At 60.7% G+C, this 12,430-nt stretch carries 14 protein-coding genes; 1 reads left to right on the forward strand and 13 read right to left on the reverse strand.

Going from position 1 to position 12,430, the window contains the following annotated elements; genetic code table 11:
- Positions 1–40: 40 nt before the first annotated feature.
- The 3 genes from RTS12_RS17340 to RTS12_RS17350 form a co-directional block, all read right to left on the reverse strand.
- Entirely contained in the window at positions 41–727 is a 687-nt protein-coding gene (locus tag RTS12_RS17340; RefSeq protein ID WP_312530745.1) for a CbiX/SirB N-terminal domain-containing protein, read from the reverse strand.
- Positions 728–779: 52 nt separating this feature from the next.
- Positions 780–1,340 carry a DUF4202 domain-containing protein gene (locus RTS12_RS17345; protein WP_312530747.1) on the reverse strand — a complete coding sequence of 187 codons (561 nt, stop codon included), beginning with the start codon at positions 1,338–1,340 and terminating at the stop codon, positions 780–782.
- A gap of 76 nt (positions 1,341–1,416) precedes the next feature.
- Positions 1,417–2,436 carry an FAD-dependent oxidoreductase gene (locus RTS12_RS17350; RefSeq protein ID WP_312530749.1) on the reverse strand — a complete coding sequence of 340 codons (1,020 nt, stop codon included), beginning with the start codon at positions 2,434–2,436 and terminating at the stop codon, positions 1,417–1,419.
- A gap of 46 nt (positions 2,437–2,482) precedes the next feature.
- On the opposite strand from RTS12_RS17350, the gene mnmD reads away from it, so the two are divergent.
- Positions 2,483–3,148 carry a tRNA (5-methylaminomethyl-2-thiouridine)(34)-methyltransferase MnmD gene (gene mnmD, locus RTS12_RS17355; RefSeq protein ID WP_312530751.1) on the forward strand — a complete coding sequence of 222 codons (666 nt, stop codon included), beginning with the start codon at positions 2,483–2,485 and terminating at the stop codon, positions 3,146–3,148.
- Here mnmD and RTS12_RS17360 read toward each other — a convergent pair.
- From RTS12_RS17360 to RTS12_RS17405, 10 genes are all read right to left on the reverse strand, one after another.
- Entirely contained in the window at positions 3,138–3,860 is a 723-nt protein-coding gene (locus RTS12_RS17360; protein ID WP_312530753.1) for a rhomboid family intramembrane serine protease, read from the reverse strand. The two genes, mnmD and RTS12_RS17360, sit on opposite strands and share 11 nt — an antisense overlap.
- A gap of 209 nt (positions 3,861–4,069) precedes the next feature.
- On the reverse strand, positions 4,070–5,029 hold the full coding sequence (locus tag RTS12_RS17365; RefSeq protein ID WP_312530755.1) for an acetyl-CoA carboxylase carboxyltransferase subunit alpha: 960 nt from the start codon (positions 5,027–5,029) through the stop codon (positions 4,070–4,072).
- A 19-nt stretch (positions 5,030–5,048) separates the two neighbouring features.
- Positions 5,049–5,534, reverse strand: a complete 486-nt coding sequence (locus RTS12_RS17370; protein ID WP_312530757.1) for a molybdenum cofactor biosynthesis protein MoaE — start codon at positions 5,532–5,534, stop codon at positions 5,049–5,051.
- A 1-nt stretch (position 5,535) separates the two neighbouring features.
- Positions 5,536–5,787, reverse strand: a complete 252-nt coding sequence (moaD, locus tag RTS12_RS17375) for a molybdopterin converting factor subunit 1 (RefSeq protein WP_312530770.1) — start codon at positions 5,785–5,787, stop codon at positions 5,536–5,538.
- Positions 5,777–6,406 (reverse strand): CDP-diacylglycerol--glycerol-3-phosphate 3-phosphatidyltransferase, encoded by a 630-nt coding sequence (pgsA, locus tag RTS12_RS17380; RefSeq protein ID WP_312530759.1) that lies wholly within the window; start codon positions 6,404–6,406, stop codon positions 5,777–5,779. The genes moaD and pgsA overlap by 11 nt, the downstream gene beginning before the upstream one ends.
- A 10-nt stretch (positions 6,407–6,416) precedes the next feature.
- On the reverse strand, positions 6,417–7,115 hold the full coding sequence (locus RTS12_RS17385; RefSeq protein ID WP_312530761.1) for a 3'-5' exonuclease: 699 nt from the start codon (positions 7,113–7,115) through the stop codon (positions 6,417–6,419).
- A gap of 95 nt (positions 7,116–7,210) precedes the next feature.
- Positions 7,211–9,082 carry an excinuclease ABC subunit UvrC gene (gene uvrC, locus RTS12_RS17390; protein ID WP_312530763.1) on the reverse strand — a complete coding sequence of 624 codons (1,872 nt, stop codon included), beginning with the start codon at positions 9,080–9,082 and terminating at the stop codon, positions 7,211–7,213.
- Between the two features lie 751 nt (positions 9,083–9,833).
- A complete protein-coding gene (locus tag RTS12_RS17395; protein WP_312530765.1) occupies positions 9,834–10,634 on the reverse strand; it encodes a S49 family peptidase in 801 nt (266 codons plus the stop codon).
- 93 nt (positions 10,635–10,727) lie between these two features.
- Entirely contained in the window at positions 10,728–11,603 is an 876-nt protein-coding gene (locus tag RTS12_RS17400) for a ribokinase (RefSeq protein WP_312530767.1), read from the reverse strand.
- A 126-nt stretch (positions 11,604–11,729) separates the two neighbouring features.
- Positions 11,730–12,430 (reverse strand): cytochrome c1 (locus RTS12_RS17405; RefSeq protein WP_312530768.1); only part of this gene is annotated, 701 nt, incomplete at its 5' end.

Genomic DNA, 12,430 nt, shown 5'->3' on the forward strand with positions numbered 1-12,430 from the left:
CCCAGTTGTCTGAGCGCCTCAGTCGCCCGATCTGTACTGCTCAGCCGCCCGATCTGATCGCCGCGGCAATCAAGGCGGGAACCTGATTTGCCATGCCAATGGGCGGCAGAACGACACCGTCAAAAGATGCCTCCTCCAGCGCCTGGGGCAGATCCTCGATGATGTGGCCGGCCTGCGTTGCAAAGAATGGCAGGCAAATCGCGCGCGCCCCCAGATCGCGTGCCGCATCCGCCAGAAAGGGGGCCTCTTCGACAAAACCGCAGCGGATCTGCGCAACCTCACTGCGCAAGGCCTGCGCCAGATCTTGCGCGGCCTGCGCCGGGGCGCGCGATCGCCCCGATCCATGCGCTGCAATCAAGACGGTGACATCGCTTAGCGCCCAACCGCGCAAATCGGCCGCCTCGCGCAGCAATGCCAATGCCAAAGTGGCAATGCCAGGGTCGGCGCCAAAAGGCGGCAAGACCTTGATGCCGCAAACCCCGGTCTGCGCCAGGCGGCGCGGCAGCTCGACCCTGGTGAACCAGCCCCCTGCCATGAACATCGGATAGATCAGCGCCTCGGGTGCCAATGCGGCGGCCAAAGCGCCCTCACTGGCCAGCGTGGCCCCTGACACCTGTTGTCCCGGCAACATGGCGCCGACCCGCGCGGCCAAGGCCTTGATCGCCTGCTCTTGCACAGCCGGATCGCCAGGCTGGCCATGGGCCACGATCAAAACCGGTCGTGCCATCTTATTGCGTCTCACTCATGCCAAATATCCCCGCCGGAGGCTGCATCAGCGCTCACACGCGAAAGGCTGCGGCAAAGGGCTCGGGGATCTCGAACTCCTGCAAGGCTCGTGCCCGCGCCGTCGCAGACATCTTGCGCGCGGTCTTTTCGACGATGCGCAGCATTTCATCAGCGGCCCGCGTGCCTGCAAAGGGGCCCATGTACCAGCGGATGAAGGTGAAACACGCGACATCCTCTAGGGCCTGTACCTGCTCATCGCGCTTGATGCCCTGCTTGGTCAGCATTTTCTCGGCCTCGGCGGTCTCATCGGCACCATAGCCTGCCTGTGCCATGATCGCGCTGACGCGGGCGGCATGGCGGCGGCCTTGTTCGGTGCGCCAGGCCAGATAGCCCGCGCGATCCATCGGAAATTCGCTACGCGGCAATTTCCAGCGCTCGATATGCTGTCCGCGACAGGCAATTTGCAAAACCTCCGAGGCCTCGGGGTAAAGCTGCTCTTGCTCGGCCGTCATGCGCTGGCCGTAAAGCAGCGCATCCGCGACCCCTTCCTTGGCCTGAGGATCGGCGGAATTGGCCAGATCGATCGCGGCGAAAACCGATGACAGACGGGACATGGACGGGCTCCTTTTTTCGGCCATTCTGCCGTCAACGCCCCCAGCGTCAATGGGCGAGTGGCGCGGGGATGCCAGATCAGGGGCGAAAGCCGTCAGGAATAAGGTCACGGCCATGGATCAGCAGCTCGGCCATCATCGCCCCCACAGCCGGGGCCATGCCAAAGCCGATCTTGAAGCCACCATTGGCGACATAATGGCCGGGCCGCCCGGGCCAGGCGCCCAGAACCGGCGCGCGGGATTTGGCGCGGGGGCGGATGCCCGCCCATCTGTCCACGACCTCAGCCCCCGCCAGCACCGGGCAGATCATCTGAGCTTTTGCAATCAGCCCATCAAGCTGCTCATCGGTGTTCAGATCCATGAACTCGCGCTCCGAGGTCGAGCCGATGCCGATGGTGCCATCACAATGGGGCACAAGATGCAATGCATCTGCAAAGACCTGCGGCGCATCGGCTGCGTCAAATCGCAACAGTGCCGACTGTCCCTTGACGCCATTCCCGCCAAAGGGGGCAAGCCCCGCCACACCTGTCGCCCAGATCGCGGGCATGTCGGGATCGGGGCGTGTATGTTCAAGGATCTCGACCCCTTTGGCACGTAATGCCGCGCTGAGCGCATAAAGGGCCAGGCGCGGATGCAGCCGTGCTGTCAGATTGTCGTAAAGCCAAAGCCCATCCGCGCTGGCGGGGATCAGCAAGCCAAAGCGCTGAACCTCATCGCCGCGCAGCACCCGCATGACCGCCCAGTCGGGCCAATGGGTCTTGGCGCCTTCGATGCGTTGCTCGATGCGCTCTAGCGCGCTTGCAGCCAGCGGTTGCAGCCGTCCGGTCCGACCATAGCCCGAGGGCAGGCCGGATAAATCCTCGATCTCGTGCCACCAGTCTTTGGCGGCAATCAGCGCCTCAAGCTGCACCTGCTTTTTCTCATTCCAGTTCTCGGGGGCGTGGGGGGCCAGGGCGCCGACCGTGCCACCGCTTGAGCCGGCCCCGATTTCTGCCAGCTCGATCACGCGCACCTTGCCGCCGCGTTTCACAATCTCCCATGCGCAAGACAGGCCAAAGATGCCTGCCCCTGCCACAGTGATGATTTTTTCGCTTGTCATTTTCCGGCCCCCGCCGCATCTGCCGAGAAAAGCGGGAGTAGCGCCAATGAGCGACGGGAACCAGAGCGAGCTTTCTTGGCGGGACGGGATCGTCCCGGTTTCAACCCGCTTCGATGACCCCTATTTCAGCCTGAATGGCGGTCTTGATGAAACACGACATGTCTTTTTGGCGGGAAATGACCTGCCTGCGCGGCTGTCTCGGGGCTTTCATGTGGCCGAGTTGGGATTTGGCACCGGGCTGAACCTGATTGCCTTGGCTCAGATCGCGACGGTTCCGATCCAGTTCACCTCATTCGAGGGCTATCCGATGAGCCGAGATGAGCTGGCCCGCGCCCATGCCGCCTTTTCAGGCATCGAAGATTTGTCGCAAGAGCTTTGCGCCCAATGGCCCATGCAGCAGTTCCAGCTGGGTCAGATCAGCGTGCGCATTCTTTTCGGCGATGTGCGTGAAACCCTGCCCGCGTGGGATCAAGCTGCGGATGCCTGGTTTCTTGACGGCTTTTCTCCTGCCAAAAACCCCGAGATGTGGGGCGAAGAACTGATGGCTCAGGTGGGCAAACACACCGCGGACGGGGGCAGCTTTGCCACCTATACTGCGGCAGGTCATGTCAGGCGCGCGCTGCAATCAGCTGGCTTTGAGGTTTCCCGATCCCCCGGATTTGCCGGAAAACGCCATATGTCGCGTGGGATCAAGACACAGCTCAGCGCCTGACCGTGGGAATATTGCTTTTGCGGTAATCGATTGGGCTATGCGGTGGGCGGCCCTGATTGCGGTTCCAAAAGGCCGTACCCCCGCGACGCAAGAACAGCGGGAAGGTCAGCACAAGCCCGGCCAGAAAGCCGCCGTTATGCGCCCAATAGGCGACGCCGTCCTCGGCGCTGGCCAATGCGCCCATGACCAGCTGCAGCCCCAGCCAAGCCGTCAGCATCACCCATGCGGGAATGGTAAAGACGCGGATAAAGATGATGATGATGGCAACCACATCGACCCGCGCCCGTGGAAACAGCAATAAATATCCGCCCATCACCCCCGCAATCGCCCCCGAGGCCCCGACCATCGGAATGTCCGACCACGGATCGACGGCGATCTGTGCAACGGCTGCCATCAGGCCACAGGCAAGGTAGAACAGCAAAAAGCCGAAATGGCCCATCTGGTCTTCCAGATTGTCGCCGAAAATCCAAAGAAACAGCATATTGCCACCGATATGCATGATCCCGGCATGCAGGAACATATGGGTAAGCAGGCCCCAAAGATACGACCCCTGCATGATGGCAATCGGGTAGAGCGCCAATTCAGCCCAAAGCCCGCCCATTCCGCCCGCCCAAGGCATGATCAGCAAAAACATCACCACATTCAGGATAACCAGCCCGCGAACGACATAGGGCGTTGTTGCCGAAGGGTTGTGATCGCGGATCGGGAACATGGGGAACCTTTCGACTGACACGCCAAACTGACCCAAGGCACGCGTCGTGACAAGACCACTGCTTGGCTTGAAAGGGCGCGACTTGTCATCCCTGCTTAGGGTGAAAAAAAAAAAAAAAACCCCCCCAAGGGGGTGCTGGGGCGGGTTTTTATGGATCTTGTGGATCTTGATCGCTGGGGCGGCTTTTGGCCACGCCTGAGTGCCGCAGATCAGCCTGCCAGGGATTTCGCGCCCATGTTCAGGAACTTTTCGCGGCGATCCTTGATCAGCTCTGCCGGTTTCATCTGCGACAATTCCTCAAGCAAGGCTGCGATTTCGCGCCCGACCGAGGCAATGGCATCCTTGGGCGCGCGTTGCGCGCCGCCCATCGGCTCGGCGATGATGCGGTCGATAACGCCCAGCTTCTTCAGGTCTTGGGCGGTCAGGCGCAAGGCCTCGGCTGCCTCTTTCATCTTGTTGGAATCTTTCCACAGGATCGAGGCACAGCCCTCGGGCGAGATCACCGAATAGATCGAGTTTTCCAGCATTGCGATCCGGTTGGCCGCAGCAAAGGCCACCGCACCACCCGAGCCGCCCTCGCCAATGATCACCGAAATCAGCGGCACACCGATCTGAAGACATTTCTCGGTCGAGCGTGCAATCGCCTCGGACTGGCCGCGTTCTTCGGCCCCTTTCCCGGGATAGGCGCCGGCTGTGTCGACCAGCGTAATCACCGGCAGGCGAAAGCGGTCGGCAAGATCCATCAAGCGCACCGCCTTGCGATAGCCCTCGGGGCGGGCCATGCCGAAATTGCGAAACAGGCGCGATTTCGTGTCATTGCCCTTTTCATGGCCGATCACGACGCAAGGCGCATCGTTGAACCGCGCAAGACCGCCCAAGACCGCATGATCCTCGCCAAAGGCGCGATCGCCAGACAGGGGGGTATATTCGCTGAAAAGCTGGTCGATATATTCTTTGCAATGGGGGCGGTCGGGGTGACGCGCCACCTGGGTTTTGCGCCAAGGATCCAGATTCTTGTAAAGATCCCGCAGCATGTCGCTGGCTTTTTTGTCCAGCGCGGCGGCTTCTTTTTCCAGATCAACGCCTTCGCCCTTGCGCGCAAGGCTGCGAAGTTCCTCGGCCTTGCCTTCGATATCGGCCAGGGGTTTTTCGAAATCCAGATAAGTCATATGCGCTCCGCGCTGTCGATCAGTCGGGGTCTATATGAGGCGCGCGGGCGCTGATTGCAACTTTCCTGTGCGACCAGCGGTCCAAAGCGGCCTCGTCGGTGTCTTTTGCCTCGACCCATTGTCCTGGGCCTTGGGCAGTGATTTCACGCTTCCAGAAGGGGGCACGTGATTTGAGCCAGTCCATCAGATATTCCGCGCCCTCGAAAGCCGCGACGCGGTGACGGGCAGCGGTGGCGACCATCATGATCGGCTCGTCAATGGCCAGCAGGCCGTAGCGGTGAATGATGCGCCAGTCGCTCAGTGCGAATCGCGCCGCCGCCTCTAGGCCAAAGCGGGTCAGCGCCTTTTCGGTCATGCCGGGGTAATGTTCCAGCTCAAGCGCGGTCAAACGGCCGTCCTCGCTGCGCACAAGGCCCTGAAAGGTCACGATTGCGCCCGCGCCGCGGCCAAAGTCGCGCAATTCGCAGGCCAGATCGAAAGGGGCGGTTTGAACGCGCACGCTCATGTCAGCCACCGGTCATCGGCGGGAAAAACGCGATCTCGCGGGGGGTGCCCAAAGGCGCATCCAGATCGGCCAGTTCTTGGTCGATCGCCACGCGCACGGCGCTTAGGTCAGAAAGCGCCGCCCGATGCCATTCATCTTGCTGCGACAGCTGGGCCACCAGCTCGCGCAGGGTGCGGGCTTCGGTTTGAATGGTTTCACGTGGCACGCCGATTCTTTCGCGCAGCCAGGCGAAGTACAGCACATCAACCTGCATCGCGGTCACGCAGATAGGGCAGCGCCTTGATGAAGTAATCCGCCCCGGTCAGCGCGGTCAGAACGGCGGCAATCCAGATCAGCACCAAGCCCGCCTGAGTCGCCAGATCCGACCAGCTGTCGGACCAGGGCAGGCTGGTTTCGCCAACCAGCGGCGGATGCCCGGTTTCGTAATAATTCAGGCCGGTGCCCAGAAACAGCACGGAAATCGCGACCATCTGGAAGGTGGTCTTCCATTTGGCAAGTTTGGTGACTTTCAGCTTCTTGGCATTGGGCCCCAGAAACTCGCGCAGCCCCGAGACGAAAACCTCGCGGAACAAGATCACGGTCGCGGGCAGAATCAACCAAGGGTTCATGCCCGAATATCCGGTGATCACCACCAGGGCGATCACCACCATCGCCTTGTCCGCGATCGGGTCCATAGCCGCGCCGAAAAGGCTTTCCTGCTTCCAGGCGCGGGCAAGATAGCCGTCGAACCAGTCAGTGATTGCGGCAATCAAGAACAGTGAGAGGGCCGCAAAATCGGCAAAGGGCCTGCTGAAGTAGAAAAACATCAGCGGCACCAAGGGTGCTGCGATCAAGCGCAGCAGGGTCAGTATATTTGGCAATGTCCAGCGCATGGTGGCAAAGCTAGTCCGATTGGCGGGCGGGGGGAAGGGGGCGCGCTATCTCATTGCCGTGGGTCGGGGAATCTGGGCGGCTTGCGGACCTTTTGGGGGCGCGCAGGGGAACCATAGACGTGCCCAGACGCTCTTCGGCGCGCAGCACGACCATTGCCGCGGCCCGCGCGTCCTCGCCAGCGTCATGGTGCTGAAAACTCAGATTCAATGCGCGTTTGAGATGGCCCAACCCATGCCCACCATTTCCTTTGAATTCGGGCCAGGCGCGGCGGGCTATGACGACGCTATCGCTCCAGTCCCAGTCGGGCAGGGGCAAGGCGTGATGGGCGCAGGCTGCCATGATCGCGCGGCGGTCAAAACTGCTGTGCTGGACCAGCGGATGTCGCGCCAAAAAAGGCGCCAGCCCGGCAAAAATGCTGGGAAAGACCGGCGCGCCCAGAACGGTTTGGGGGCCGATGCCATGAAGTTCGATGTTGAAGCGGCTGAACTCCATCTGCGGATCGACATAGCTGGAGCGCGTGACGATCGTGCCGTCGCCGCGCACGCAGGCAAGGCCGATCTGGCAAATGCTGGCCGATGCCGAGCAAGATGTTTCCACATCGATTGCGACAAAGCGAAAACGCTCGTCTGGCAGATCGAAAGCACATGTTTCGCTGTCGGCGCGACCCTTGCTGGTCAGATCATCTTGGTGCGGCTCAGGGTCATACATGTGGAAATCCGGCAAAGGCAGTGATCAGGAAGCAGATGGTGATCGAAATCGGGTCAGAGAGCGGGGCCGCGCCGCGAGCGGGTGCGACTGCGGGCCTAGTGTGCGTTGAAGTGATCGTGGATTTTTTGCGCCAGCGATTCGCTGATCCCTTCGACGGCCATCAGATCGGGCAAACCTGCGCGGCTGACCGCTTTGGCACTGCCGAAATGGGCCAAAAGCGCGCGTTTGCGGGCAGCTCCCACACCGGCGATTTCATCCAGAGGGTTCGACATCGTCGCTTTGGCCCGCTTGGCCCGATGGGTGCCAATCGCCCAACGATGGGCCTCGTCGCGCATACGCTGGACGAAATATAGGACCGGATCATTCATCGCCAGCGCGAAGGGGCGTGCGCCGAAACGGTGGAACTCCTCTTTGCCGTGATCGCGATCAACGCCCTTGGCGACGCCGATCATCGGCACATCTTCGACCCCCAGTTCGGCCATGATTTCATGGACGGCCGAAACCTGCCCCGCGCCGCCGTCAATCAACAGCAGATCGGGCCAAGCCTCGGTCTGGCGATCGGGATCCTCTTTCAAAAGGCGGGTAAAGCGGCGTGTCAGCACCTCTTTCATCATGCCAAAGTCATCGCCCGGCGTGATCTCGGTGCCCTTGATGTTGAACTTGCGATACTGGTTTTTCATCCAGCCCTCGGGGCCGGCCACGACCATTCCGCCGACGGCATTCGTGCCCTGAATATGGCTGTTGTCATAGATTTCGATGCGGCGCGGCACAGAGGGCAGGTCAAACTTCTCGGTCAGCCCTTCCAGCAGCTTCAGCTGCGTCGCGCTTTCCGACAGTCGCCGTGCCAGCGATTCGCGGGCATTGCGATGGGCGTTTTCGACCAACTCGGCTTTCTCACCGCGCTGAGGAACGCCCAACACCACCTTGCGTCCCGCCTTTTCACTGAGCAGCTCGGTCATCAGATCGGGATCTTCGATACCGTGGCTAAGCAAAATCATCCGGGGCGGCACCTTGCCGTCATAGAATTGCGCCAGAAAGGCCTGCATCACCTCGTCAGGTGATTCCACGCCGTTCAGCTTGGGGTAGAAATCCCGGTTCCCCCAGCTTTGATTACCGCGGATAAAGAACACCTGAACGCAGGCCTGCCCACCATCCATGTAGAGCGCGATGACATCGGCCTCGGCAACGCCACGCGGGTTGATGGCCTGAACCGATTGCACTGCGGTCAACGCCTTGATGCGGTCACGCAAAGCCGCCGCGCGTTCATATTCCATCGCCTCCGAGGCAGTGGTCATTTCCTGCGCCAATTCGACCTGAATCCGGGTCGACTTACCCTGCAAGAAGCGTTCGGCGTCATGGACCAGGCCCTGATAGGCCGGCAGCTCGATCTTGCCCACGCAAGGACCGGCGCAGCGCTTGATCTGATAAAGCAGGCAGGGCCGGGTGCGCGACTGAAAGGTCGCATCCGTACAAGAGCGCAGCTGGAACACACGCTGAAGTTGGTTCAGCGTGCGATTGACCGCCCCCGCGCTGGCAAAAGGCCCATAATAGTCGCCCTTTTCCGATTTTGCGCCGCGATGTTTTTTGATCTGCGCAAACGGATGGGATTTCGCGACAAGAATATTGGGAAAGCTTTTGTCGTCACGCAGCAGCACGTTGTAGCGCGGCTTGAGCTGCTTGATCAGATTCTGTTCCAGCAGCAGCGCCTCGGTTTCGGTGCGCGTGGTCAGAAACATCATCGAGCAGGTTTCGCGGATCATCCGTGCGATCCGGCCCGAGTGACCCGTCGCGCGGGCGTAGTTGGACACGCGCATCTTCAGGTTCCGTGCCTTGCCAACGTATAAAACCCCGCCCTGAGCATCCAGCATCCGATAGACCCCTGGCGAGGAATCCAGCGTGCGCAGATAGTCATGGATCAGGGCGTGACCCGTTTTTGCCGGGCTGGTTTGTGACAGATTATCGGACATATCGGCTCAAAAGTGATTCTTTCGGGTGCTGCATGTTCTGGCTCTTGAGATCAACCTGAATCCTATCCACGGAATCTGGGGATAACTTGGTGGAGAATCTGTTGGCTTCAACCCGATTCCTAGGATTCATTGGCGTTTCGGTGATTTGCTTAAAAAATAGGCAATAACTTAAGTCATTGTAAGTAATGGTAATTTTTTATCAACACCGGATTGAGTCCAAACAGACTAAAGAAAGCTGAGTGCTGTCAAATCGTGTCAAGGCCAGTGCACAACTTGTCGCGGCGGGAATGCCTAAGGGGCACTGTTGGTGGATGTTAACCGGGCTTTGCCAAGGCTGACACCCCTGCCGAAGGATGCAGGATATACACGTTATGCGGGTGTCTTACGCGGTTGTGTTAACCTATTATGACATGAAAATCGACAATGCCGTGATGTGGCAGTGATGCCGCAGTGACACGATTTTGCCCGCTAACAGTGTCCTGGTTCTGATGCGCGGATGCGGCTTGATGGCCGTGTTGCAAGACAGCTAGGGGGCGCGCCTGTGGCCCGCCGCAGGGTCGCGGGGGACGGGGCCGGGCGCATGGGGCAACACACGGGCCAGCACGGCATCTGGATCGCTTTTGCGCCTTCTGCGGCCCTTAGCGGGGCCAGTTGATGCCCAGAATGCGCGCGATGGCGCGCCGCACCCCGGGGCCCGAGACCAGCGCAAGCGCGACCATGATCAACAGGAAGGTCAGAACAATCTTAAGCATCAGCCACCAATTCCAAATTGTGAGCCAAGCGCCTTGCGCTCGGCCGCCTCGATAAAATCATCGGCCGACAATCCAAAGCGGCGCAACACCGAGACCCGTGGACCATAGCTTAGGAATTTGACCTCTGGACCATAAATGTCGCGCATCTTGGGAATGAGATGTGCAATACCATCCGCCAGACCAAGTTCGACCGCCTGTCGTCCGACCCAGATGTCGCCGGTAAACAGATCGGCATCCGCATTCAGCCGCGACCCGCGCCGCGCTGTGACCTGCGCCTTAAAGGCCGCGTGAATCGGGGCCAGAAGCTGGTTCAGGCGGGCGATATCCTCGGGGGTTTCGGGGCGGAAAGGGTCCAGCATGGATTTTGAGCGCCCGGCCGTGTGCACGCGGCGCTCGATCCCATAACGCGCAATCAGCTCGGAAAAGCCAAACCCCGCCGAAATCACGCCGATGGATCCCAAGACCGAGCTTTCATCGGCCCAGATTTGATCGGCGGCCGTCGCCAGCCAATAGCCGCCCGAGGCCGCCATATCTTCGACAAAAGCATGCACGGGCACGCCGGTCTCGGATGACAATCTGCGAATGCGGGCCGCAATCAGGCTGGACTGTACCGGTGATCCGCCGGGCGAGTTGATGGCCAGCGCGATGGCTTTGGGTTTGCGACGCCGAAAGGCGCGCTCTAGTACCGGGCCGATGCTGGCATCCGACAGCGACGGCCCGCCACGCGAGGATAGCCCGATTGCGCCCTGCATCCGGACGACAGCGACATAGGTTTTAGCCGGAAGAAATGGGATTTTCATGTCAACCGACATAGGTACGCATGGCAAGCGCGGCAAGGCTGATGCGCCATGATGGCGCAGGCTGGTCGCAAGCCTTGCCGGTGGGCCATGCCATCAGCGCTGAGCGTCCAGAAACTGCATCACCTCGGAGCGGTTGGGCATAGCACTGCCCGCGCCTTGCCGGGTGACCTGAAGCGCGGCTGCGGCGGCTGCATGGCGCAGCGCAGTCGCGATATCTTCGCCCCGGTCCAGCCCAGCCGCAAACCAGCCCGCAAAGCAATCGCCTGCACCGGTGGTATCGACCGCGCGGACTGCGAATGACTTTTGGAAATAGCTTTCGCCGCTTTTCAGGTCGCGATATTCGGCCCCGTCTGCGCCATGGGTGATCAAAAGCCCATCGACCGGAAGATCGCTGCCGAAATGCTCGAACAGATCGCGTGCCTCGATCGTGTTCAGCGCAATGATCGACACATGGCTTAGGACGGCCTGCAAGGCCTCGATGGCAAAGGGGGCCGCCGAATAGATCACGCGCGCCCCGCTGGTAAAGGCACGCGTCGCCGCCAGCACCTGCAACGAGGTCTCATTCTGGATCAAAAGGCTGTCGGTCGGGCGGATCGATGACATCGCCGCGGCAATCGCCGCCGGATCCAGCGCGCGATTGGCGCCACCATGCAGGATGATCGAATTCTCGCCGCTTTCTTCGACCAGAATGATCGCATGGCCGGTGGCGGTCTCGGGCAAGCGCGCGATGGCCGCAGTTTCGACCCCGGCAGATTTCAGCGTATCGATGACCCAATCGTCTTGATGCGACATCGCCCCGATATGAACGACCTGTGCGCCAGCCCGAGCGGCCGCAACCGATTGATTGGCACCTTTGCCACCCAGCCCCAGGCTATATCCCCCCGAGGCCAAAGTCTCGCCCGCGCGGGGCAGATGTTCGAGCCGGTAGATGTGATCGATATTGATCGAGCCGAGATTGTAGATGGTCATATTGGCCTCCGCATCTATCGGGCGACGGTGCCCGGAACTTGTCCAGCGGCATAAGACAAAGCGGTAGGGGAAGAAACGAAAAACGCGCCCCTAGGGGCGCGTTATCCGATGTCTTAGGCAAAAAGCTTAGTGCTTTTCGTCGTTGCGGTGCTTGACCGACCACCACAGACGCTTGTTGGTCAGGTACAGAAGAACCGTCATCACCAGCAGGAACAGAACCGACATCAGGCCGACTTGCTTGCGGTCCATCATCTTGGGTTCTGCCGTCCACATCAGGAAGGCGGCGACGTCCTGGGCCATCTGATCGACCGTGGCTTCGGTGCCGTCTTCATAGGTGATCGAGCCCTCATTCAAGGGCGCAGGCATCTGGATCCAGTTCCCGGCAAAAGCGGCGTTGTGGTAGAAGGTGCTGCCAGCTTCTTCCTTGGTTTCGCCGTTATAGCCCGTCAGGACCGCATGGATATATTCCGGTCCGCCGATGCCGTTGAACAGCTGCGACAGGCCGGTGCCATAGGGACCGTGAAAGCCAGCGCGCGCCTTGGCCATCAGCGACAGATCCGGGCCCATACCATCGGCATGGGGGACGGTCGGGAAATGGTCGGTCGGAATGCGCGGACGCTCTTCGCCGGTTTCCGCATCGATGATGGTCAGGTTGGCGGCATAGGCGCGCACCTGATCTTCGGGCAGGCCAGGGCCGCCCGCATCATGAAGCGTACGCAGTGGCACATAGGTCAGGCCGTGGCAGGCCGAGCAAACCTCGGTATAGACCTGAAGCCCGCGCTGAAGCTGGAACTGGTCATATTTGCCGAAAGGCCCTTCGAAGCTGA

It is taken from the genome of Paracoccus sp. (in: a-proteobacteria) (assembly GCF_032007265.1).
Lineage (GTDB): Bacteria > Pseudomonadota > Alphaproteobacteria > Rhodobacterales > Rhodobacteraceae > Paracoccus.